At 76.5% G+C, this 23,495-nt stretch carries 20 protein-coding genes; 15 read left to right on the top strand and 5 right to left on the bottom strand.

The window, feature by feature from the left end; all coding sequences use genetic code 11:
* Positions 1-42: 42 nt before the first annotated feature.
* Positions 43-975, bottom strand: coding sequence for an acyl-CoA thioesterase (locus ACFV1L_RS11000; RefSeq protein ID WP_380364931.1), 933 nt, complete (start codon positions 973-975; stop codon positions 43-45).
* An 86-nt stretch (positions 976-1,061) separates the two neighbouring features.
* On the opposite strand from ACFV1L_RS11000, the gene ACFV1L_RS10995 reads away from it, so the two are divergent.
* Positions 1,062-2,405, top strand: coding sequence for an SWIM zinc finger family protein (locus ACFV1L_RS10995; protein ID WP_380364930.1), 1,344 nt, complete (start codon positions 1,062-1,064; stop codon positions 2,403-2,405).
* Positions 2,406-2,452: 47 nt separating this feature from the next.
* Positions 2,453-5,107: a DUF6493 family protein gene (locus ACFV1L_RS10990; protein WP_380364929.1), complete on the top strand. Its 2,655-nt coding sequence runs from the start codon at positions 2,453-2,455 to the stop codon at positions 5,105-5,107.
* A gap of 739 nt (positions 5,108-5,846) precedes the next feature.
* Here the strand turns inward: ACFV1L_RS10990 and ACFV1L_RS10985 are convergent.
* The 3 genes from ACFV1L_RS10985 to ACFV1L_RS10975 all read right to left on the bottom strand — a co-directional run bounded on the left by ACFV1L_RS10985 (position 5,847) and on the right by ACFV1L_RS10975 (position 8,573).
* The gene (locus tag ACFV1L_RS10985) at positions 5,847-7,307 is read right to left on the bottom strand and encodes an MBL fold metallo-hydrolase (RefSeq protein WP_380364928.1); all 1,461 of its coding nucleotides are present in this window, start codon (positions 7,305-7,307) and stop codon (positions 5,847-5,849) included.
* A gap of 266 nt (positions 7,308-7,573) precedes the next feature.
* Positions 7,574-8,029 (bottom strand): MaoC family dehydratase, encoded by a 456-nt coding sequence (locus ACFV1L_RS10980; RefSeq protein WP_380364927.1) that lies wholly within the window; start codon positions 8,027-8,029, stop codon positions 7,574-7,576.
* Positions 8,030-8,153: 124 nt separating this feature from the next.
* The gene (locus tag ACFV1L_RS10975; RefSeq protein ID WP_380364926.1) at positions 8,154-8,573 is read right to left on the bottom strand and encodes a pyridoxamine 5'-phosphate oxidase family protein; all 420 of its coding nucleotides are present in this window, start codon (positions 8,571-8,573) and stop codon (positions 8,154-8,156) included.
* A 167-nt stretch (positions 8,574-8,740) separates the two neighbouring features.
* Here ACFV1L_RS10975 and ACFV1L_RS10970 point away from each other — a divergent pair, with 167 nt between their 5' ends.
* The 13 genes from ACFV1L_RS10970 (at position 8,741) to ACFV1L_RS10910 (ending at position 22,487) form a co-directional block, all read left to right on the top strand.
* Positions 8,741-9,577, top strand: coding sequence for a hypothetical protein (locus ACFV1L_RS10970; RefSeq protein WP_380364925.1), 837 nt, complete (start codon positions 8,741-8,743; stop codon positions 9,575-9,577).
* A gap of 142 nt (positions 9,578-9,719) precedes the next feature.
* Positions 9,720-10,349 carry a hypothetical protein gene (locus ACFV1L_RS10965; RefSeq protein ID WP_380364924.1) on the top strand — a complete coding sequence of 210 codons (630 nt, stop codon included), beginning with the start codon at positions 9,720-9,722 and terminating at the stop codon, positions 10,347-10,349.
* On the top strand, positions 10,343-11,257 hold the full coding sequence (locus tag ACFV1L_RS10960) for a hypothetical protein (RefSeq protein ID WP_380364923.1): 915 nt from the start codon (positions 10,343-10,345) through the stop codon (positions 11,255-11,257). Before ACFV1L_RS10965 ends, ACFV1L_RS10960 begins: the two co-directional genes overlap by 7 nt.
* Positions 11,258-11,332: 75 nt before the next feature.
* Positions 11,333-11,965: an SAF domain-containing protein gene (locus ACFV1L_RS10955; RefSeq protein WP_380364922.1), complete on the top strand. Its 633-nt coding sequence runs from the start codon at positions 11,333-11,335 to the stop codon at positions 11,963-11,965.
* Entirely contained in the window at positions 11,965-13,209 is a 1,245-nt protein-coding gene (locus ACFV1L_RS10950; RefSeq protein WP_380364921.1) for a hypothetical protein, read from the top strand. The genes ACFV1L_RS10955 and ACFV1L_RS10950 overlap by 1 nt, the downstream gene beginning before the upstream one ends.
* Positions 13,199-14,782, top strand: coding sequence for a CpaF family protein (locus ACFV1L_RS10945; RefSeq protein ID WP_380364920.1), 1,584 nt, complete (start codon positions 13,199-13,201; stop codon positions 14,780-14,782). Before ACFV1L_RS10950 ends, ACFV1L_RS10945 begins: the two co-directional genes overlap by 11 nt.
* On the top strand, positions 14,782-15,756 hold the full coding sequence (locus ACFV1L_RS10940; protein WP_380364919.1) for a type II secretion system F family protein: 975 nt from the start codon (positions 14,782-14,784) through the stop codon (positions 15,754-15,756). Before ACFV1L_RS10945 ends, ACFV1L_RS10940 begins: the two co-directional genes overlap by 1 nt.
* A complete protein-coding gene (locus ACFV1L_RS10935; protein WP_380364918.1) occupies positions 15,753-16,640 on the top strand; it encodes a hypothetical protein in 888 nt (295 codons plus the stop codon). Before ACFV1L_RS10940 ends, ACFV1L_RS10935 begins: the two co-directional genes overlap by 4 nt.
* Positions 16,641-16,692: 52 nt before the next feature.
* Positions 16,693-16,962, top strand: coding sequence for a hypothetical protein (locus tag ACFV1L_RS10930; RefSeq protein WP_035868447.1), 270 nt, complete (start codon positions 16,693-16,695; stop codon positions 16,960-16,962).
* Between the two features lie 80 nt (positions 16,963-17,042).
* Positions 17,043-17,405 carry a TadE family protein gene (locus tag ACFV1L_RS10925; RefSeq protein ID WP_380364917.1) on the top strand — a complete coding sequence of 121 codons (363 nt, stop codon included), beginning with the start codon at positions 17,043-17,045 and terminating at the stop codon, positions 17,403-17,405.
* A complete protein-coding gene (locus ACFV1L_RS10920; protein WP_380364916.1) occupies positions 17,402-17,830 on the top strand; it encodes a TadE/TadG family type IV pilus assembly protein in 429 nt (142 codons plus the stop codon). The genes ACFV1L_RS10925 and ACFV1L_RS10920 overlap by 4 nt, the downstream gene beginning before the upstream one ends.
* A 32-nt stretch (positions 17,831-17,862) precedes the next feature.
* Positions 17,863-18,306, top strand: coding sequence for a TadE/TadG family type IV pilus assembly protein (locus ACFV1L_RS10915; RefSeq protein WP_380364915.1), 444 nt, complete (start codon positions 17,863-17,865; stop codon positions 18,304-18,306).
* Positions 18,306-22,487: a LysM peptidoglycan-binding domain-containing protein gene (locus ACFV1L_RS10910; protein WP_380364914.1), complete on the top strand. Its 4,182-nt coding sequence runs from the start codon at positions 18,306-18,308 to the stop codon at positions 22,485-22,487. The genes ACFV1L_RS10915 and ACFV1L_RS10910 overlap by 1 nt, the downstream gene beginning before the upstream one ends.
* 3 nt (positions 22,488-22,490) lie before the next feature.
* On the opposite strand, the gene ACFV1L_RS10905 is transcribed toward ACFV1L_RS10910, so the two are convergent.
* On the bottom strand, positions 22,491-23,426 hold the full coding sequence (locus tag ACFV1L_RS10905) for an NAD-dependent epimerase/dehydratase family protein (protein ID WP_380364913.1): 936 nt from the start codon (positions 23,424-23,426) through the stop codon (positions 22,491-22,493).
* Positions 23,427-23,495 lie beyond the last annotated feature (69 nt).

Below are 23,495 nucleotides of genomic sequence, written 5' to 3'. Positions count from 1 at the left end.
GACAGGTCACCGCTCAGTGACGGTGCCCGCCGGCCGGTGCCCTCAGGGCGAGTTCGGGGCCTTCGGGCGCAGCTCGCGCAGCAGCGTCTCCTGCACCGCGGACGCCACCAGCACCCCGTCCCGGTCGTAGAACTCGCCCATCGCCAGGCCCCGCCCGTCCGACGCCGACGGGCTGCGCTGCGCGAACAGCAGCCACTCGTCGGCGCGGAACGGCCGGTGGAACCACATCGCGTGGTCCAGCGAGGCCAGCGCCACCCGCGGCTCCGCGACCCGGTGCACCCGGTGCGGCTGCAGGTGCAGCGCCGTCGTCGAGGCCAGCGTCAGGTCCGACAGGTACGTCAGCGCGCACACCTGCATCAGCGGATCGTCCCCCGGCAGCGCGGCGGCCGTCCGCAGCCACACGAACTGCTGCGGCACACCCGGCAGTTCGGGCGGCAGGCCGGGGGCCTCGGCGGGCACGAACCGCATCTCCAGGGCACGGAAGATCGCCGACCGCTCGTACTCCTCCGGCGCGTCCCGCTGCCAGGCCCGGTACGGGTCCGGCAGCTCCTCCGGGCCCGGCACCGGCGGCATGGTGCGCTGGCGGTCGCCCGAGGTCTCCGGGCGCTTGAACGACGCCGACATCGTGAAGATCACCTCGCCGCGCTGAACGGCCGTCACCCGCCGCGTCGCGTACGAGGCCCCGTCCCGGGCCCGGTCCACCTGGTAGACGATCGGCCGGCGCGGATCGCCCGGCCGCAGGAAGTACCCGTGCAGGCTGTGCACCCGCCGGGCCGGCTCCACCGTCCGCCCCGCCGAGGTCAGCGCCTGCGCCGCCACCTGCCCGCCGAACGCGCGCAGCGGCGCACCCGCGTGACAGCGTCCCCGGAACAGGTTCTCGTCCAGCTCCTCGATGCCGAGCAGCTCGGCGAAGGACGGCACTCCGGGCGTGGACGACGAGGCGAGGGAGAGCGCGGAATCGGTCACCCGGCACATGCTAGAACAGGTTCCAGCACGGCCCGGATGTGGAACCGGTCACGTCCCGTCAGGAACTGTCGGCGCTGCTGGCTAGCGTTCCGCCCATGACCACGGCAGTCCACGCGCTCCGCTACCCCAGGCCCTCCGCGCTGCGCCCGCACCGGCTGGACCTCGCCACCGGCGGCGGCGCCACCCCGCACGGCGCCGCCGACCACCCCCGGTTCTTCGACGGCGCCCTGCGGCACCCCGACCCGGCCGCCGCCGCCCTGCTCGCCGTCGCCGACGTCGCCGCCGCCCGCTACCACCGCCCGCGCGCCGCCGCCTCGCTCGACCCCGTGGTCACCGCCGACGGCGACCGGCTGCGCTTCGAGTCCTTCTCCGGCTGCGGCGGCGTGCACGCCCGCCTCGACGTCCTCCCGGAAGGACTCGACGGCGCCCCCTCCGGCCACGGCACCACCAACGTCGACGTCGGAGCCCCGCTCCGCGAGGCCCTGCGGCTGCGCACCCCCGGCGAACACCTCACCCTCGCCGTCGGCGCCGAGCACATCGAGGTCGGCGTCGGCGCCGACACCCTCGTCGAACGGAAGGTCCCGCTGCCGCAGCGCTGGCTCAAGGGCTTCGCCGAGACCCAGCTGCTCACCGCCCGGTTCGACCTGCGCGCCGACCTGCCCGCCGCCGAGGCCGCCCGCTTCCTGCGCACCCTGCCCACCGGCGGCCGCAGCACCGTCCGCTGGGTGCTCCCCGCCCGCTCCGCGCTCCGCCCCACCTCCCGTCCCGGCCCCGGCGCCGTCTGCCTGCCCGGCCCCGAACGGCTGGTCGCCCTGCGCCCGCTGCTGCGCCACGCCACCGGGCTGCGCGTCTACGCCCCGCCCGGCACCCCCACCGGTCCCACCGCCTCTGCCTGGGAACTCGCCCTGCCCGGCGCCCGGATCACCCTCACCCTGTCGCCCGACGCCGCCCGCGGCTTCTCCGGCGAAGGCGGCCTGCTCGACCTGCTCGCCCAGCCCACCGCCACCGCGGACGCCGACACCCTGGACGCCCTGCTCGCCTGGGAGCCGCGCATCGACGCCGCCGACCTCGCCGCCGACTCCGGCCTGAACCCCGACCGGGTCCGCGCGGCCCTCGCCCGGCTCGCCACCGCGGGACAGATCGGCTACGACCTCGCCGACGCCGCCCACTTCCACCGCCGCCTCCCGTACGCCGCCGGCCGGCCCGAGGACGCCAACCCGCGGCTGCGGGCCGCCCGCGAGCTGCTCGCCGCAGGGGCGATCGGGCCGCTGCTCGGAGACGTCCGGGTGGTGACGGTCGGCGACCACGCCCACCACGTCCGGATCGGCCCCGACGGACCGGTCGGCTGCACCTGCCGCTGGTGGGCCCGCCACCGGGGCGGCCGGGGACCGTGCAGCCACGTGCTGGCGGTGCGGACGGCGACGCAGGACAACCGGTGAAGCCGCCGGGCCCGCGCGATGCTGCCGGAGAGCGACGAGGAGACGAAGTGACGGACAGCGCGACGGCGGCGGCGGTGCGCCGCGCCGGATTCGACGAAGTCGCCCGCCTGATCGGCGGGTTGACGCCGCAGCAGCGGCGCGCCGAACTGCCCGGGCTGAAAGCACTGCGGCGCGACCTGCGCGAGGGCACCCACTCCCGCGGCGGAGCCTGGACCGCCCTGCTGGTCGCCGGGGCGGTCTGCCACACCGCCCCGTCCGGGGCCGCCGCCTGGATCGCCTCGCCCGACTTCGAGGACGTCCAGCAGTGGCACCGGCCGCCGCTGCGCGCCCTGCTCGACGCGCAGGACGCCGACTGGCAGCGGGAAGTGGCCCTGCGGCTGGCCCGGCGCCCCGCCGACCGCGACCCCTGGGGACCCGCCACCGCCTACCGGGTCGCCGAACACCTGCTGCGCGCCTGCGGATCCCCGCCGCCCGCCGAGCCCGGCTTCGTCGCCGACTGGATGACCGACCGCGGCGACCCCCGCCCCCGGCACGGCGAACCCGCACTGCCGCCCGGCACCGACCTGTACCGGCGGCTCGCGCAGGACAGCTTCACCCCCGTCCTCGCCCCGCACGTCTTCGACGCCGACACCGCCCGGCAGCTCTCCGGCCCGTGGGCGGCCAAGGACGACGAGCAGCGCTGGCCCGCCGTCCTCGCCCGGCTCGCCGAGGAGGGCACCGTCGACCGCGGCGCGCTGATCGCCCGCGGGTACGCCCGACTGGTGCGCGGCGGCGGGGCCGGCGAGCTGCGCAGCTACCTCGCGGCGGTCCGCAGGCTCGACCCGACCGAGGACGAACTCGCCGCGAACGTGCGGGCGCTGACGGCACTGCTGGACGCCGCCTCGCCGCTCGCCGGCCACGCCCAGGACTGCCTGATCGCCCTCGACCGGGCCGGCCGGCTCGACGACCCGACGGTCGCGGAGGCCGCCGAGGCGCTGCTCGCCCGGCCCGAGAAGAAACTCGTCCGCACCCAGCTGGCCTGGCTGGACCGGGTGGCGAAGCGGGCCCCCGAGCTCGCGCTGCGGGCGGCGGCCCGCTGCTACGCGCACCCCGACCGGCAGCTCCAGGGCCAGGCACTGAAGCTGACCGGCCGTCACGTCGGGCGGGTCCCCGAGGAGCTCGCGGCGGAACTGCGCGCGGCGGCCCGCTCGCTCGACCCGGTGCACGCCGAGGACGCCGCCCGCCTGCTCGGCCTCCCCGCCCGGCCGGACAGCACCCCGCAGGAGCACGACCGGCTGCCCGAGCCACCCCGGCCGGTCAGCATGCCCGCGCCGCTCGGCACCCCCGCCGAAGTCGCCGAGGAACTCGCCGCCGCGCTGGCCGGCGACCCCGACGGCGTCGTCTTCGAACGCGTCCTCGACGGGCTGGTCCGGCACGCGTGGCACGACCGGGACGCACTCGCCGCCGCACTCGCCCCCGTGCTCGACGACGGCGAGTGGCGCACGCTCGGCGTGCTGGCCGGCGCCGTCACCGGCGCCCTGCACCGGCAGCGGGCCCGGCGCGCCCTGACCGACGTCCGCGCCAGCCCGTTCCGGACCTGGGACCTGCGCGGCGGCGTCGGAGAGCTGATCTCCGCCCGGCTGGAGGAGGCCGCCTGGCAGCTGACCGACGCGCCCGTCCCGCTGCTGCTGGCCACCCCCACCGACCGCAGCGGCGCCCTCGACCCCGCCGCACTGGCCGCCCGGATCCACCGCTACGAGGAGCTCGGCCTCCGACCCGGCCCCGTGGACCTCGCCCAGGCCCTGCTGCGCACCGCCCCTGACGGCACGTCGACGGCGGTGGCCGACCACCTCACCTCCCCGGCGGGCGCGCGGCTCGCCGCCTGGCTGCGGGCCGGCGGACTGCCCCGGCAGGCCACCGTCCCGGTCCCCGCCGGGACCGGCCGGAGCGGGCTGTGGAAGTCCGAGCACCGCCGGTACTGCGAGCAACCGGGCATCGCGGAGGAGCCGTTGACACTGCTCGGCGTCCCCGGAGCGGGCGCGCCCGGGGCCCACCCGGACGACGGCGTGCCGACCGCGGTACGGACGCTGCTCGGCCGGTCGGCCCCGTTCCTGCGCCGCGCCGCGGTGGAGGACGGCATCCCGGACGGGCGGTGGCCCGCCGTGCTGCCGCACCACCGGGAGGAGACCGCCGCCCGGCTGATCGGGCAACTCGCCGAGTCCGCCGACCCGACACCGGTCCGGGGCCACCCGCTGCTGCTGCCCCTGCTCGCCGAGGCCGCCGGCCCGTGCGGCCTCGCCGTGCACCAGGCGCTCGCCTACGGCCTCGGCGCGGCCGACGCCGAGGACCGCACCGCCGTGGTCGACGCGCTGCTCGCGTTCGCCGCGCAGGACGCGATCGACGCGGAGCTGCTCGGGCGCGAGACCGGCGAGCTGCTGCGGACCGGCGCGGTCAAGCCGAACCGCCTCGCGGCGACGGCCGGCGAACTCACCGAAGCGGGCGCACCCGGGCTCGCCTGGGCGGTGCTGTCCCGGGCGCTGCCGGCCCTGCTCGCCGGCCGGCCCCCGGCCGGCGCGGCCGCACTGCTCACCGCCGCCGTGGACTGCGCCCGCCGCACCGGCGCCCGCGGGGCGATCCCCGAGGTGACCGCCGCAGCCGAGGCCGGCGGCCGCAGCCGCCTCGTCGCCGAGGCGACCGCACTGGCCGCACTACTGGCCGGCTGACCGGCGGGACGTGCCCTTCGGCAGCCGACTGAGGGGGGCGTGGAGGCGGGCTCCCGGGTCGGAGACGGTGGGAGGCCCGTGTCCCGGGCCGGAGGCTGCCGAGACCGGGCCCCCGGCGGGACGCCCGCTCGGCAGGTGGCTGAGGGGGCGGCAGAACCGGACCTGCTCAGCGACGAGGTCGGGTCCCCGCGGTTTCGTGGTGGGGGTTCTGGTCGGCCGGACTGTGAGGCTGGTCGGGTGGGCGGCGGGACGCCCGCTCGGCAGGTGGCTGAGGTGCGTCGGGGCGGGCTCTGGCCGGGAACGGTGGAGGTTTCGGCCCGGGCCGGAGGCTGCCGCGACCGGGCCCCCGGCGGGAGGCCCGCTCGGCAGGTGGCTGAGGGGGCGTCAGGACGGGCCCCGGTCGGGAACGGTGGGAGGTCGCGATCCTGGCCGGAGGCTGCCGCGGCCAGGCGCCCGGTGGGCACGGCCGACTGGTGGCGGAGGCGAGCGTGCTGGTCGGGTGGGCGGCGGGACGCCCGGTCGGCAGGTGGCTGAGGTGGCGTCAGGACGGGCCCTGGCCGGGAACGGTGGAGGTTCCGGCCCGGGGGTCGCCGTGGTTTCGTGGTCGGCCGGACCGTGAGGCCGGTCGGGTGGGCGGCGGGGCGTTCCCTCGGCGGGGGACGTCGGGGCCGAGTCCGCCCGTGGGCGCGGACGCCCCCTCGGCGGGTGGGTGAGGGGGCGCCGGGGCAGGGCCGTCGGTCTAGAGCAGGGGGAGGTCGCCGTCCTGGCCGGGAGGTTGGTCCGGTTCGGTGGCGCGGGGTTTGGCGGTGCCGGGCCTGCCGGCGGCCCTGCCGGCGGGGGACTTGGTCGCGGAGGGCGTCCCGGCCGCCGGTTCGGGGGCCGGCCCGGCGGCGGGGGCGGGCTTCGCGGCGGGGGCGGGCTTCGCGGCGGCGAGTGGGGCGTCCGGGCGCGGGGGCGCGGTGAGGGCGGCCGGGGTGTCGGGAACGCCGGGCGCGAGGCCGTCGGGGACGAGCAGGTCGGCGCCGGACGGGGTGGCGGCGACCGCGCGCCACCAGAGCTTGACGGGCGGCGGGTCGGCGGGCTCGAACGGCTTGCCGGGGCGGGGCACGGCCACGGCGACGCCGGCGGCCTGTGCGGCGGCCACGGTGCGTTCGGCGGGCTCCTCCCACGGGTGCGGGGCGAGGTCGAAGGTGCCCCAGTGGATCGGCACCATCAGCTTCCCGCCGAGGTCGCGGTGCGCCTGCACCGCCTCCTCGGGCGTCAGGTGGACCTCCGGCCAGTGCTCCGAGTACGCGCCGACCTGCACCAGGGTGGCGTCGAAGGGCCCGAAGCGTTCGCCGATGTCGGCGAAGCCCGGGAACCAGCCGGTGTCGCCGCTGTGGAACAGCCGGTGCCGCTTGCCCTCCACCACCCACGACGCCCAGAGGAACGTGCCGCTGGGGCGCGGGCCGCGCGAGCAGTAGTGGCGGGCGGGCGTGGCGGTCAGCCGCAGGCCGTCCAGCTCGACCGACTCCCACCAGTCCACGTCGACGATGCGGCGGGGCGAGACGCCCCAGTGCTCCAGGTGCGCGCCGATGCCCAGCGGCACCGCGAACACCGCGTCGCCGGCGGCCAGCGCGCGGACGGTCGCCATGTCCAGGTGGTCGTAGTGGTCGTGCGAGATCACCACCACGTCCACCGGCCCGAGTTCGGCCAGCGGCAGCGGCACCGGGTGCAGCCGCTTCGGGCCGATCCAGTCGAACGGCGAGACGCGCTCGCTCCACACCGGGTCGAACAGCACCCGCCTGCCGTCCAGTTCGGCCAGTACGGTGGCGTGGCCGAGCCAGGTCAGGCGCAGCCCGGACGCGGGCGGCTCGGCCAGGTCGGCCGGCAGCAGCCGGTGCACCGGCACCGCGGCGGCGGGGGAGCGGCGGCCCTGGTCGGACGTCAGCCTGGTGCGCATCAGCGCCAGCGGGGTGAGCCCGTACGCCAGGCGGCGGGTCGGCACCGGGTTGCGGAAGGAGCCGTCCACGAAGTGCGGCGAGTTGCGGACCCGGTGCAGGCGGCCGCCGCGCGGGTCGGCGCCGAACGCGTCGGTGCGCATCCGGTGCCAGCTCTCCCGCGGCAGCGTCCGGTACGAGCGCTTCGCGTCGCGCAGCGCGAGCCCGGCCTCGGCGGCCAGTTCACCGGCGCGGAACAGCCAGGAGACGGGGCGGGACAAGGCACCTCCACGGTTGAACACCCGAACGGCGGCGTGCCGGGACGGCGGGACGCGGTGGCGCCCCGCACGGTCGGACGGCAGGCCGGACGGCGCCGCCCGGGCGGCCGGGGGACCCCGGAGCGGACGGCGCTTCTCGAATCAGGACATTACCTTTCCAAATGTCCGAAACCAGCCGATCGGACCTTCGGCGCGCCGTTCGGAGCAACGCGAACGGACCGCCCCGGGTGGCGGGGCGGTCCGTCGGAGGTGCGGCGGAACGGCGCAGGTCACGCCGGGTAGAAGCGGGTGATGGTCTCTGCGACGCAGTGCGGCTTGGGGGAGGCCTCGCTGGAGATGGTGAACCGCACCACGGCCTGCACGCCGCCCGGCACCTCGTCCGCCGAGACCAGCACCGCCGTCGCCCGGACCGCCGTGCCCACCGGCAGCGGGGCCGGGAAGCGGACCTTGTCCGAGCCGTAGTTGAGGGCCATCTTGATGCCCTCGACGCCGTAGCACTCCTTCGCCAGCACCGGCAGCAGCGACAGCGTCAGGTAGCCGTGCGCGATCGTCCCGCCGAACGGCGACTCCTTGGCGCGGACCGGGTCGACGTGGATCCACTGGTGGTCGCCGGTCGCCTCCGCGAACAGGTTGACCCGCTCCTGGTCGACGGTGTGCCACTCGCTGGTGCCGAGTTCGGTGCCGACGGCGGCGGTCAGGTCGGCGAGCGAGGCGAAGGTCGTCACGGTGCGCTCCACAGGTGCGACGGGGCTGGGACGGCCCGGGCGGGCCGCCTCGCAGAGTATGCCTACTCGCCGGTCACATGTCAGTGGGGTCGGGCGGCGCCGCCCGACGGCGCGAGGCGCGCGGTCAGGACGCCGGGTCGGGCAGCAGCCGGCGGCCGGAGACCAGCTCCGGGGTGATCGCCACGTACTCCGGGCCCGGCTCCGGGATCCACGGGCGCAGGCCGTCCGACTCCAGCGAGGCGCGTTCCTCGGCGTCCCGCACCACCTCGGCGCGCCCGTGCACCAGCACGCTCCAGCCGGAGCGGCCCGCCGGGTCGAAGTCGTCCACCTGGAACGCCGCCACCGTCCCGTCCAGGGCCCGCGCCACCCGGGTGCCGGTGCGCAGCGCCAGGATCAGCCGGCCGTCCGCGGCCAGTCGGAAGGCCACCGGCAGCACCGCCGGCAGCGCGTGCTCGGTGTACACCACGCGCCCCAACGGCACGGCGCCGAGCAGGCGCAGGCACTCGGCCTCGCTGAGGGTCTCCACCCGGTCGTCACGGTCCATGGGGTCGATGGTGCCCCGCCCGCACCGCCCGGGAACAGGGCCCATGGTCCCTGAGCTGGGGCTCATCGGACCCAATTCGGCCCGCGCCGACACCGCTCGGCGATACCTTGGCCTCGGCCGCCCCACGGGAGGCCGGTCGCGGCACGGCAGGTGAGGGGGCGGTACAGGTGAGCGGTGGCATCGAACTGGTGGTGATCGGCGCGGACGGCGGCCCCGAACGCGGCCACGGCGGCTCGGCCCGTGCCGCCGACGGCGCCCGCACGCTGGCCGCCGCCCTCCCCGGCCGCACCTTCGACGCCGGCACCCGCGGCAGCAACGTCTCCGTGCCGCCCGCCGACGGCGACGCCAACACCCTGCTCACCGCGCTGCGCCAGGCCGCCCAGCGCCCGGCCCGCTGGCTGGTGGTGTGCCTGCTCGGACAGCTGGTCGCCGACCCGCGCGGCCGGCGGGTCGCGCTGGTCACCGCCGGCTCCACCCCCGACAACGCCTACCGGCGCGGCCTCGCCTGGGACTGGATCACCAGCGCCATGGTGCACGGCGAGCAGGAGGAGACCCTGCTGATCGTCGACGCGGTCGCCGACCGCGACACCTGGGCGGCGCTGCTGCGCGAGGACGGCGCGGGCGAACTGCTCGGCCACTCCCGGGTGCCGCTGTGGGGCCGGATCGGCCGGTGGAGCGCCGGCCGGCGGGGGCGCGACGGCGTCCTGCCGGGCGCGGAGGGCTCGTTCAGCTGGGCGCTCGGCCGGGTGCTGGAGCACGGCGTGCCCGGCGCGCCCGCCGCGGTCGGCCCGCTCGACCTCCAGCCCGCCGTCGAGGGCCAACTCGGCTGGGGCGAACCGGCGTCGGCCGGCGAGGCCCGGCTGATGGTGCCGCGTGACGGAGGACGACTCCTGATGCGCAATCGGGCGGCCGTGCGCGGAGCGCTCGCCGGACTGCCGCTTTCCGATGAACTTTTGGCTGTTCTGTGGCGAGAAAGCGCCCCAACGGATCCGCCTTCCGCGTAAGGTCAGGACGTCCCGGGTGTTGCCGTGCCGGGGCGGGCTGGCGAAGAATCGACCTTCGAACGACCCGGAATCACCACAGGGGACGGCAGACGAGATCCGCGGTCCGGACCCGCCACAGGTTCGGCCGCGACAAGGTGGGGCTATGCGGCAGCGCGGAATTCTGGTGCGCCCTGGGGCGGTTGGGATCAGCGGGCTGCTCCTGCCTTTCCTGCTCACGGTTCTGACGGCCTGCGGCAGCGCCGAAAAGGGCTCCGCCGACCGCCTCGGCACCCCCGCCTCCGGTCTGCCCCGGGCCACCGCCTCCGGCGGTCCGAGCACCGGCGCCGACCGCTCGCCGGTCCCCGACCAGGGCGTCCAGGGCATCGAGGCGCACAACGCGGTGACGGCCTATCAGTCCTGGTGGGACGTCCGCACCGAGGTGTTCGAGCGATCGAATTCGGACGGAACGGCGCTCGGCCAGTACGCCACCGGGCCGGCCCTCAGCGAGGCGCTGCTCTCGCTGGCCCAGCTGCACGACGCCAAGCTCGTCATGACCGGCCGGGCGAAGACCTCACCGGTCGTCAGAAACCTCGATCTGAAGGCGAACCCGCCCACCGCGACGGTCGAGGACTGCCTCGACGTCACCGACTGGCACCAGGCGGACGCCGCCACCCGGCAGATCAAGGATCCGAAACCGCGGCTGTCGCGCTATCCGGCGACCGCCCTGCTGAAGAAATACGGAAACCGCTGGCTGATCGCCGACTTCACCCCCGAGGTGGCCAAGACATGCTGAACTCCGCCTGGCGCGCTGCCCTCTGTGTACTGACCGGAATCGGATTGACGGTCGCGGCCGTTCCCGCGGCGAGCGCCGACGACGTGACGGAGTGCGCCGACCACACCATCTGCACGGGCGTCCACCAGCCCGGCAGCACCGGCGCCCCGACCGGCGGCGGCTCCGGCGGCTCCGACCCGGGCTCCGACACCTGCAGCTGGAACGGCGAGACGGTGCCGTGCTGGCGCGACGACCTGGGCTGGTTCTCCGAGGGCTGCTACTACCGCCTCGCCGACCCCCAGCCGCTGGAGTCCGAGGACGTCTGGGACGGGAAGACCGCCCAGGACGGCGCGATCTACGACCGGGCCTGCCTCGGCAACGAGGCACCCGGCTCGGTCTTCCTCGCCCGGGCCCCCGGCAGCCCGCCGCCGAAGACCCCCCGGCAGCGGGCGTACGACGCGCTCGGAAGGATCAGGATCGGCCTGCGCGAACTGCACGTCGCCCCGCGCACCGACGCCGTGGTCGGCTCCCCGGTGTGGCTCTGGTTCGACCCCAACGACTTCACCGGCCCGCTCAGCGGCCAGGTCAAGGCCCCCGACTACGACGTCACCACCACCGTGACGCTGAAGCAGGTCGTCTGGCACGTCGACGACGGCCCGGCCGGCCCGAACCGGACCCGCGACATCGTCTGCAACGACGCCGGCACCCCCTTCACCCCCGGCGGCACGCCCAGCTGCAGCCACACCTTCACCGCCACCTCCGCGCAGATGGCCGACCACGCCTTCACCGTGCGGGTCAGCCTGCTGTGGCGGGTCACCGCCAGGACCTCGAAGAACGTCGACATCGACATGGCGGACTTCACCTGGCGCACCGACCTCGCCGACCCGGTGCTGCGCATCCCGGTCAACGAGGTCCAGGTGCTGAACTGACCGGCCACCCGAAGCCGAAGCAGCATTGACGTTCCATCACGAGTGAGAGGCCGCGAAGCGGTGGAGAACCGAAGCATGCCGACCCCGCCGCGCCGCCTCGGCGTCCGCCGGCGCAGGCCCGCCGTGCTGGCGATGGCGGCCGCCCTGATCGCGGCCGGCGGCCTGGGCGGCGCGGTGCTGTACAACAGCAGCGGCCAGCGGATCGCCGTCCTGGCGCTGGCCCGGGACGTGCCGATGGGCCAGGTGCTCAGCTCCGACGACCTGGTGGTGGCGCACATCGCCGGCGACCCCGCCCTGCACCCGCTGGACGCCCGCGACCTCGAACACACCGTCGGGCTGCGCGCCACCACCGACCTCAAGCGCGGCGCGCTGCTGGTCAAGTCCGACCTGACCAGCGACCCGGCCACCCAGCCCGGCCAGCAGATCGTCGGCGTCGCGGCCAAGCGCTCCCAACTGCCCGCCACCCGGCTCCAGCCCGGACTCCAGGTGCTGATCGTCTACACCCCCGACAGCACCAAGACCGACGGCGCCACCCGCACCCCCGACACGATGGCCGCCACCGTCTCCGGCGTCGGCCGCGCCGACACCGACGGCACCACCGTCATCGACGTCGCCGTCGGCCCCAACGACGGCCCCCGGCTGGCGGCCTGGGTGGCCGGCGGCAAGTTCCAGGTGATCCTCGCACCCCGAAACGCCGGGGGCTCCTGATGACCGTGGTGGCCGTGCTCGGCGGGCCGGGGGCGCCCGGGGCCACCAGCAGTGCCCTCGCACTGCTGCTGTCCTGGCCGCTGCGCCCGGGCCGCCGCGTGCTGCTCGCCGAATGCGACCCGGACGGCGGCGCGATCCTGGCCGGCGCCCTCGAAGGCCGCGTCGACGCGGTGTACGGACTGCGCAACCTGGCCGTCGCCGACCGGCGCGGACTGCTCGCCCAGACCCTCTGGGAGCAGCTCCTCGACGTCTCCCCGCAGGGCACCGGCGACCGCCTGCTGCTGCCCGGACTCACCGACCCCGCCCAGGCCCCCGGCCTCGCCTACACCTGGGAGCCCCTGGTGGAGGCGCTGCGCGCACTCGAACCCGAGGGCTACGACGTGATCCTCGACCTCGGCCGCTCCGGCGCCAACGGCCCGATGGCCGTGCTCGCCCGGCGCGCCGACGTGGTCGCCGCGACCGTCCGCACCACCCTGCGCGGACTCTCCGCCGCCCGGCCCCGGCTGGCCGCGCTGCGCGAGGACCTCGACACCCACGGCACCGGCTCCGACAGCCTGCACCTGCTGCTGGTCGCCGAAGGCCCCTACCCCGACCACGAGGTGTCCCGGCAGTTCCAGCTGCCCCTCGTCGGCACCCTCGCGCACGCGCCGCGCACCGCCCGGGTGCTCTCCGACGGCGGCGACACCACCGACCGGCGGTTCATCCGCTCCGAACTGATGCGCACCGCCCGCACCACCGCCGACCGCATCCAGCACGTCGCCGAGGCCCGCCGCCGACGCCTCGGCCCGCAGCCCCAGCAGCCGCAGCACCCCCAGCCCCAGCCGCTGTCCTACCGGCCGCCCGCCCCGCAGCCGCCCGTCCAGCCGCGGCCGGCCGCGCAGCCGCCGCAGCCGACCGCCCAGCAGCCCGTTCCCCCGCAGCAGATGACGCACCCGCAGATGACGCACCCGCAGGCCGCGCCGCCCGCCGCCCCGTTCGCGCCGCCCCCGTACGGGCAGCCCCCATTCGCCGCCGGACCGGTGCACGGCGGCCGGCCGGCCCAGCCGCAGCAGAGCCACCAGCCGCCGCAGCCGGCCGGGCAGTTCACCGGCGAGTGGCCGATCCGGGTGGAGCCGCCGCAGATCTCCTACACCGCGCCGTACATCGCGCCGCCCGTCGTGCCCCAGCAGCCCGCACCCGCGCCGTTCCCCGGCCAGGACGGCGGGCCCGACGACGGCCGGACGGAGGTCCACCGTGCGCGCTAACCCCTACCAGGGGCCGCCGCCCCACCAGACCGGACAGCCCGTCGGCGGACAGGTGGTGTACGGCGGTTCGCCGGACGCCGCCGGTCTGCCCTGGGCCCGGCCCGCGGTGCCGGCGCCGACGCCCGCCGGGCCCGTCCCGCCGACCGGGCCGGTGGCCGGCGTGCCCGCGCTCGCCGCCGCCGGGGCGGTGCCCGCCGTCGACCCGCAGGTCGCCCGCGAGCTGAAGCGCCAGGTCGCCGCCGAACTGCACCAGCAACTCTCCCGGCTGAACGAGGCGTCCGGCACCGAGGCCGACCGGGCCACCCGCCGCCAGCGCGGCCGGGCGCTGATCGAGGAGGCGGTGGCCCGCTGGTCCGACGCCTACGCACAGACCCACGGCATCCCGCCCACCCGCGACCAGGACCGGGCGCTCTCCGAAGCCGTCTACGACCTGCTGTTCCGGGCCGGCCGGCTCCAGCCCTACCTGGACGACCCGGAGATCGAGAACATCCTGATCAACGGCTGCGACGACGTGTGGATCTCCCGCGTGCACCAGCCGCTGCGCCAGGTCCCGCCGGTCGCCGACACCGACGAGGAACTGATCGAGCTCCTCCAGGACCTGGCCCGCCAGCACGGCGGCGGCGAACGCAGCCTGTCCACCGCCAGCCCGATGCTCGCGCTGCGCCTGGAGGGCGGCATGCGCCTGCAGGCGATGACCGAGGTCACCCCCCGGCCGTACGTGGCGATCCGCCGCCACCGGGTGGCCAGCGCGACCCTCCACGACCTGGTCCGGCTCGGCACCGTGGACACCACCCTGGCCGCGTTCCTGGCCGCCGCGATCCGGGCCCGCAAGAACGTGATGATCACCGGCACCCAGGGCGTCGGCAAGACCAGCCTGCTGCGCGCGATGGCCGCCGAGATCCCCCCGGACGAGCGGATCGGCACCCTGGAGACCGAGTTCGAACTGTGGCTGCACACCCTCGGCCACCTGCGCCAGGTGGTCCCGATGGAGGCCCGCGAGGGCAACGGCGAACGCGTCGACGGCCGGCCCGCGGGCGAACTGACGATCGGTGAACTCATCCCCGCCGCCCTGCGGATGACGCTGTCCCGGATCATCGTCGGCGAAGTCCGCTCCGGCGAGGTCGTTCCGATGCTGCGCGTCATGACCAACGGCGAGGGCGGCTCCATGTGCACCCTGCACGCGCGCGGACCGCACATGGTGGTCGACCGGATCGCCGAACTCTGCCTGGAGTACGGCTCCCACATGACCGACTCGCTGGCGTACCGGCTCACCGCCAACGCCATCGACTTCGTCGTCCACGTCACCATGGTCGACGAGACCGCCGTCGGCGGCCGCCGACACCGGTTCGTCTCGCACGTGCTCGAAGTGGCCGGCCTCGGCGAATCCGGCCGCCCCGCCATGAACACCGTCTTCGGGCCCCGCCCGGAACTCGGCGAGGTGCGGGCCGTCCCCGTCACCCCGCCCCACTGCCTGGACGACCTGCGCCGGGCCGGCTTCGACGCGGGCCTGCTCGCCTCCCCGTACGGGACCTGGGGCGCGCCGCTGAACCTGCGGATCGGGGGGATGCGCTGATGCTCCTTTACGTCCTGTGCGGACTCGCCACCGCCGCCGGACTGGTGGCCCTGGCCGCCGGCCTGCGCGGCCGGCCCGCCGACCCCGACGGGCGGACCAACCCGCTCGAAGGGCGGCTGCACACCCTCTGGTACGGCGCGCCCGGCACCGCCTCGCCCGGCATCGCCCGGCTGCGCCGCGTCCAGCTCGCCCTGGCGCTGCTCGGCGGCCCGGCCGGCTGGCTGTTCACCGGCATCCCGCTGGTCGCCCTGCTGGTGCCCGCCGCCGTGTTCGGCCTGCCCTGGCTGTTCGACGCGACCCGCTCCGACACCCGCCGGATCGAACGCCTGGAGGCGCTCGCCGAGTGGACCCAGCGCCTCGCCGACGTGCTGCTGCTCGGCGTCGGCCTCAACCAGGCCATCGTCACCAGCCGCCGCACCGCCCCCGCCGCCCTGGAGACCGAGATCGCCGACCTCGCCGCCCGCCTCCAGGCCCGCTGGCGGCCCGAGGACGCGCTGCGCGCCTTCGCCGACCAACTCGCCGACTCCACCGCCGACAAGGTCCTCGCCGCCCTGCTGCTGCGGGCCGGCGACAGCGGCCCCGGCCTGGCCCGGGCGCTGGCCGACATGGCGGAGTCGGTCCGCGAGGAGGTCCGCCAGCGCCGCACCATCGAGGCCGACCGCGCCAAGCACCGCACCACGATCCGCTGGATGGTCGGCATCATCCTGCTGGTCGTCGTGGCCGGCGCGTTCAACTCCCGCTACACCGAGCCCTACACCACCGGCGTCGGCCAACTCGTGCTCGGCGTCGTCGCGGTGGCGTTCGTCCTGGTGATCGCCTGGATGCGCTCGCTGGCCTCGTACACCCCGCTGCCCCGGATCCTCGAACAGGACCGGCGCTCCAAGGCCGGCCGGATGCCCGGACAGCGCACCGGCGACGACGGCGCCGAGACCGCCGGCGACGACACCGACCCGCTGGTCAAGGAGGCCCGATGATCTCCCCCTGGGCCGTGCTCGCGGGCGCCGCCGCCGCCGGCGGCCTCGCCCTGCTGCTCGCCGAACTCCGCCCCGCCCCACCGGACCTGGGGCAGGCCCTGGACCGGCTGCACCGCACCCCCGAACCGCACCGCGGCGGCGGCGACGACCCCGCCCACCCCTGGTACGACCGGGTCGGGACGCGCTCGCTGAGCCTGCCCGGCGTGCGCGTCCCGCACCAGGAACTCGCCCTGATCGGGCGCAGCCCCGCCCGGTTCATGGCGCACAAGGTGCTGTTCGCCGTCCTCGGCCTCGCCCTGCCCGGCTACTTCGCCGCGCTCGCCGCCCTGTTCGGCGACGGACTGCCGCTCGCCGTCCCCGTCCTGGTCGGGCCGCTGCTCGGCGCGCTGCTCTGGTTCGTCCCCGACGGCATCGTCAGCGGCGAGGCCAAGGAGGCCCGCACCGAGTACCTGCACGGCATCGCCGCCTACCTGGAACTCGTCGCCCTGGAGCGCGTCGCCGACTGCGGACCCGCCGAAGCGCTCCGGCGCGCCGCCTCGGCCGGCCGCGGCACCGTCTTCCGGCGGATCCGCGACGCCTTGGAGCGCGCCGCCACCGACCGGCTCCCGCCCTGGGACGGACTCGACACCCTCGCCCAGGAGCTGGGCCTCACCCCGCTCCAGGACGTCGCCGACATCATGCGGATCTCCGGCGTCGACGGCGCCGCCGTGTACGACACGCTGCGGGCCCGCGCGAAGAGCCTGCGCGGCGAACTGCTCTCCGAGGAACTCGCCAAGGCCAACACCGACAGCGAACGGATGGTCGCCCCCGGCTCCGCCCTCACCCTGCTGATGACGGTCCTGATCGTCTTCCCCGCGCTCTACCAGATGCTGACCGTCCAATGACCCCACCGCAGGCACCCCGTCCCCCCGCACAACACGCACCGGAGAGCACACCATGACCCGAATCCGCGCCCTGGCGACGGCAGTTCTGCTGCCGCTCCTGTTCCCCGTCCACCTGCTGCGCCCCGTCCTCGAGTTCCGCCTGGTCAAGCTGCGCGCCGCCCGCGCCTCCGGCGACCGCGGCGCGATCAGCATCGAACTGGCGCTCGCCGTCATCGTGCTGGTGGCCATCGCCGGCGCCGTGGTCTACGCGATCACCCAGCTCGGCACCAACGTCAAGAACAAGATCCCGCAGAACGTCCCGGACGGGGGCCAGGCGCCGTGACCCGACGCCCGCCCCGGCCCCTCGCCCGGCCGCTCCTGACACCCCGACAGTTCCGCGGACGCACGCTCGACGCGGGAGCGATGGCGATCAGCCTCGCCATCGTCTTCCCCGCCGTGCTGTTCGCCGTCCTCCTGGTCGTCCAGGCCGGCCTCTGGTGGTACGCCGACCAGGCCGCCCTGACCGCCGCACGGGAGGGCGTGGACGCCGGACGGGTCAACGGGGCGCGCGCGGACGACGGGCCGAGGCGGGCCCGGGACTTCACCGACCGGCTCGGCAACCTGGCCCGGCTGGAACGGATCGACGCCGACGGCGGCGACCCGGAGCTGTACCGGCTGTCCGTCACCGTCCACCCGGCGTCCGTACTGCCGTTCTTCGACCGGCTGACGCTCACCAAGACCGCCAGCGCGCCCCGGGAGAAGTTCGTCCCCCAGGGGCAGCCGTGAACCTCCACGAGGACCGCGGGTCGTTCGCCGTCGAGGCCGCCATCCTGGTGCCCGTGGTGCTGGCCTTCGCGCTGCTGGCGGTCGCCGCCGGGCGCGTCCAGAGCACCGGCGCGATCGTCGACGCCGCCGCCCGCTCCGGCGCGCGCGCCGCCTCGCTGGCGCGCACCCCGGAGGGCGCCCGGCAGGCGGCGGCGGACGCCGTGAGCCAAGCCCTCGAAGACCGCGGCGTGCAATGCGCGACCGAGCCCGTCGGAGAGCCCGAATACGGCATCCTGAACACCGGCGACGGACAGCTCACCACGATCACCGTCCGGGTGTCCTGCACCGTCGCGTTCGGCGACCTGATGGAACTGGACGGACTGCCCGGCCACAAGACGCTGACCGGTACATTCACCTCCGTGGTGGACCGCTACCGGGGAAACTGACCCGACGTCACCACCGCGTGGGGGGAGGGAACGTGCACGAACAACGCGTGAACCGCCGCGACCGGGGCAGCATTTCGGTCATGGTCGCCGTCACCGCCGTCAGCCTGGTGGCCGTGGTCGGACTGGTCCTCGACTGCGGCGGCCGGCTCCGCGCCGTCGAGCGCGCCGACGCACTCGCCCAGGAAGCCGCCCGGGCCGGCGGCCAGCAGCTCGACATCGACGCGCTGAGGGCCGGCCAGGGCTACCGCTTCGACCGGGCCGCCGCCGAACGCACCGCCACCGCCTACCTGCGCGGCCACGGCATCAAGGGCGCCATCGGCTTCCCCCGGCCGGACGACCTGCAGACCTTCAGCGTCACCGTCGAAACGGACTACCCGACCGCGCTGCTCGGCCTGGTCGGCATCACCACACTCCCCGTGCAGGGCCACGGCAAGGCCACCCTGGTGCACGGCATCACGGAAGGGAAGACCGGCTGATGGCCGCGCGCGGAGCCGACGACCAGCACCGCAAGGGCCGCCAGGGGCGGCGACCGCACCCCGGCGGCAACCCGCCCGCCCATCTCGTCGGGGCCCGACGACGCGGCGCCGGCGGCTCGGTGCTCGCCGCCCTCGGCTCGCTGCTGGCCCTCGCCCTGCTGCTGATCGGCGTGCCCGCCCTGCTCGCCCACGGCACCGCCACCGTCGCCGCCATGGGCAACCCGTTCGGCCGCGGCCTGCTGGAGGCCCTCACCAGCCCCGACGACGGCAGCCTGTTCCTGTGGCTGCTGGTCGCCGTCGGCTGGCTCGGCTGGCTGTGCTTCCTGATCTCCGTGCTGATCGAGATCCCCGCCCAGCTGCGCGGCCGGGTCGCCCGCCGGATCCCCGCCTTCGGCTGGAGCCAGCGGATCGCGGCCGGCCTGGTCGGCTCCGTCCTCGCCCTGCTCCCGGTGGCCGGCTCGGCCTTCGCCGCCACCCCCGAACTGCCGTCCCGCCCCGCCGCCGTCGCCCAGCTGACGGCCGCCCCGGCCCTCGCCGCGCTGCCCGCCGCCGCCCCGGCCGCCGCCCCCGCCGCCGACCCGCAGCAGCCCACCTACACGGTCCGCGACTCCCGCCCCGCCGACAGCCTGTGGTCCATCGCCGAACGCCAACTCGGCTCCGGCGAACGCTGGACCGAGATCGCCAAGCTCAACGCGGGCCGCCCGATGGACGACTCCGGCACCCGCTTCGACGCCGACCGGCCGATCCAGCCCGGCTGGCGGCTGCTGATGCCCGCCGACGCCAAGCCCGACGCCGCCGCCCCGGCCGCCACCGGCGCCCAGGCGTCCGTCACCCCGCCCGGACTGCCCGCAGCCGCCCACGCCTCCGTCACCGTCCGGGCCGGCGACTCGCTGTCCGGCATCGCCCAGCGGGAGCTGGGCGACGGCGACCGCTGGCCCGAACTCTTCGACGCCAACAAGGGCGCCACCGCCCCCGACGGCGAACGGCTCACCGACCCGGACGTACTCGCCCCCGGCATGGTGCTCACCGTCCCGGGCGCCCAGCCGCCCGCCGCCCAGCCGCCCGCCCCGCAGCAGACCGGCTTCCCGCCGCCGGCCGTCCCGCGCAGCCACGCGCCCGAGCCGCCGGAGGTCGGCGACCAGCCCGCCCCCGCCCCCCAGCCGCCCGCCGCGCAGACCCCGGCCCCGCAGCCGCCCGCCGCCGAGACGCCCACCGCGCAGACCCCCGCGCCGGAGCCGACGCCCAGTCAGCAGCCCACCCAGCAGCCGGTGCAGACACCGGCCGCCGAGACGCCCGCCGCGCAGACCCCGGCGGCCCAGCCCCCCGCGCAGTCGCCGGGCGCCGAGACGCCCGCGCCGCAGACCGGCGCGCCCGCCGCCGACCTGCCCGCCGTCCGCGACCAGCAGGCCCACCACGGCGACGACTACACCGTGCCGCTGGCCGTCTCCACCGTCGGCGTGCTGATGGCCGCCACCCTGATCACCCTGGTCTCCCGCCGCCGCACCGACCAGCAGCGGGCCCGCCGCCCCCGGCACCGGATCGCCCTGCCGTCCGGCGACGCCGGACGCTTCGAGGCCGAGCTGAAGGCCCGTCAGAACGACAGCGGCCTGGAACTGCTCAACCGCGCGCTGCGCACCCTCGGCCGCAACACCGTCCGCGGCGAGAAGCGGCTGCCCGCCCTGGTCGCCGCCCGGATCACCACCGCCGGCACCGTCGAACTCCACCTGGCCGCACCGGCCGTGCCGATCGCCCCGTTCCGGGCCGCGCACGCCCCCAACGTGTGGTGGTGCCCCGACGACTCGAACGAACTGCTGTCCGCCGGGCAGGCCGCCAAGTACAGCGCCCCCTACCCGGCGCTGGTCACCCTCGGCAACAGCCCCGACGGCTCCACCGTCCTCGCCGACCTGGAGACCGTCCGCCTGGTCCACCTCTCCGGGCACCCGGACGACGCCGACGACGTGCTGCGCACCCTCGCCGTCGAACTCGCCCACAGCCCGCTCGCCGACCGCCTCCACCTGCACCTGGTCGGCGTCGCCGCCGACCTGCCCGCCGCCGGGCCGGCCGCCGACCGGGTCCACCACCACCCCACGCTGGAAGCCGCGTTGGCCGCACTCGGCCCGCGCACCGCCAAGGCCCGCGCCACCCTGGTCGCCGCCGAGGCCGGCAGCCCGCGGGAGGCCCGCAGCCGGGGCAGCGCCGACGAGGCGTGGGTGCCGGAGATCGTGCTGTCCGCGCAGCCGCCCGCCGGGGGCATCCCCGCCGAACTCGGCCGCCTGCTCGACGGCCGCCCCCGCACCTGCCTGGCCGTCCTCACCCGCGCGCCCGAACGCGGCGCCGGCCCGGTCGCCCGCTGGACGCTGCCCGCCACCGGCCAGGCCGCCCTGCCCGGCCTGCACCTGAGCGTCGAACTCCAGCGACTGAGCCGGGAACAGTACGACCAGCTCGGCGAACTCGTCCGCGTCTCCGGCGACTTCACCCAGCACCCGGCCCCCGACTGGACGCTCGACGGCCCGCACAACGGCCCCGAGGACGAGGCCGAGATCCCGCTGCCCGCCGTCCCCGCCCTCGCCACCGTCGGCGCCGCGATCGGCGCCCACCCCGCCCCCTTCGGCCACGAACCCGACCCGGCCCCCGCCGGACGCGCCGACACCGCGCTCGACGCCCGCCTGATCGCCCTGCTCGGCGGCCCCGGCGGCGCGCAGCAGGACGCCGCCGACGCTCCGTCACCGCTCTCGCTGGCCAAGCCCGCCGCCGCCGCCGGGGAGGGCGACGAGGCCGGGCCGCGCCTGCTCGCCCGGGTGGTGCCCACCGGCAGCAGCCCGTTCGCCGGGCTGGTCCCGACCGCGCCCACCAACCCGTACGCCGTCACCCCGGTCACGCCCGTCCCGCCGGCCGCCCCCGCCGCGCCCGCGGCGCCGGTCGCGCCCACGGAACCGGCCGCGCCCGCCGAGCCCCGGCACGCCGCCAACGGCCGGGCCCGCAAGGCCACCACCCCGCCGCACGGCACCCCCGTCGACCCGCGCCTCGGCGGCTACCCCGCACCGGCCGGGCCGGCCCCCGACGACACCGACACCGCCGAACTCCCGCCCGTGGAGCCCGCGCCCGAGCCGGTCGCGCCGCCTGCGCAGCCGGAGCCGGCCGCCGACGGCACGCGGTATGCCGAACCGGTCGCCGCCGCCGTGGAGCAGGCCGAGGACGCGCACCACGTCGAAGCCCCGCCCGCCGTCGCACCCGACCGGCTCCCGCCCGTCGCACCGGCGGTGCCCGAGCCCCTGCCGACCCACGACCAGGCACAGGCCCCCGACCCGCACGCCGCGACGGTCGCCGCCCGGCCGTCCGCCCGGCCCGGCAGCACCACCGCCCGGACCGACAGCGACGACCTGTTGGCGATCCTGCGCTCCCCGGAGGCGCACCACCTGCGCTCCGCGCCGCGGATCCGCCTGCTCGGCCCCGCCGACGTCCTCGGCGTGGCCGGCAGCACCGACCCGGCCGGCCGCCTCCGGCTCACCGAACTCGCCGCCTACCTCGCGCTGCGCCCCGGCTCCGAGCACGCGGTGATCGACCGGGACATCCACCCGGGCGCCGCGCACCTCGACCCGAAGGCCACCGTCGAGCGGCTCGCCGAGCCGCTGCCCGTCAAACTCGCCGCCCTGGCCGCCTGGCTGGGCACCTCCCCGGAGGGCCGGGACTACCTGGACCCGGCACCCGCCGAGACGTACACGCTCGCGCCGACGGTCGGCTGCGACTGGGACGAGTTCCGCAGCCTGTACCGGCGCGGCATGCGCTCCACCTCCACCACCGCCGACGCCGCCCTCGCCCACGCCCTCGCCCTGGTCCGCGGCGCCCCGTTCGCCGAGGCCCCCGCCGGGACGTTCGCCTGGGCGGAGACCGAACGCCAGGACATGCTGGCCGCGATCGTCGACACCGCGCACGAACTCGCCGCCCGCCGCCTCCAGTACGGCGACCACCGCACCGCCGAGGCCGCGATCTTCCGCGCCCTCGCCGTCGCGCCGGACGTCGAACTCCTGCACCGCGACCTGTTCTACGCCTACGCCTCGGCCGGCGCCCGCGACCAGCTCGTCCGCGCCGTCAACCGCCTGGACGCCCTGAGCCGCCGCACCGGCCGCGACCTCGACCCCGACACCGTCGCGCTGCTCCGCGACCTGCTGACCGGAGGCTGATGCTCAGACCACCGCGGACCGGGCGCCGAGGGTTTCGGCCACGGCGCCCGGCAGCCAGTCCGCGGTGCGGGAGAAGGCGAAGCCCAGCTCCCGCGCGCGGGCGTTGCTCATCGCGTAGTGACGGTCGAAGGAGAACGGCGACGCCGGCCCGCCCGTCGGCACGGTCCGGTGGACGGGCTCCCGCCCCACCTGCGCCGCGACGACCGCGGTCAGCCCGTACACGTCCAGCAGGCCGTCCGAGCAGGCGTTGAGCGGGCCGGTGAAGTCCGCCTCGGCCGCCCACCGCAGCAGGTCCGCCAACTCCTCGTGGTGGATGAAGACGGTGGGCAGCGGCTGCGCGTGCACGGCGATCGGCCGGCCCGCGGCGACGCGCTCCGTGTAGTGCGCCAGCCGGCCCGTGAACTCCCGTGCACCGCCGCCCAGGACATGCGCGCTGCGGACCGCCGCGAAGGCGAAGCCGCCCGCGCGGGCGAGCACGGCCTCCGCCTGCCGCTTGCCCTCGGCGTAGTGCGACTCCCGGAACGCGCCCTCCTGCCACGGAAGAGCCGGGTCCACCGGCCGGCGGGCCGGGTCCACGACCTCTTCCGGCACCGGCGTGCCCACCGGGACGGGCGGCAGCTCGGCGGTCGCCGGGTCGTACACCTCGATCGTGGAGGTCATCACGTAACGCCCCGTCCGCCCCGCGAGGACCCGGGCGGCGACGGCGGCCTGCACCGGGGTGTAGCAGACCTGGTCCACCACCGCGTCGAAGGAGCGGCCACCGAGCGCGGCCGTCAACGCGGCCTCGTCGTCCCGGTCCGCCACCACGTGGTCGACACCGGCCGGCGGCGGCGCGGACCCGCGGTTGACCACCGTGACCCGGTGGCCTGCCGCCACCAGCCGCTCCACCAGGAGCCTTCCGAAGTACCGGCTTCCGCCGATGACGCAGATCCGTTGCATGCCCCCATCCTGGAACCCCGCCGCCCCCAGCAGAAGTCACGATGTCCACGGTGCGTATCAAGCAGAACT

The sequence above is a fragment of the Kitasatospora sp. NPDC059646 genome (assembly GCF_042734615.1).
GTDB lineage: Bacteria > Actinomycetota > Actinomycetes > Streptomycetales > Streptomycetaceae > Kitasatospora.
Note: the sequence above shows the minus strand (reverse complement) of the source record. Positions and strands in the feature narration are given on the sequence as shown.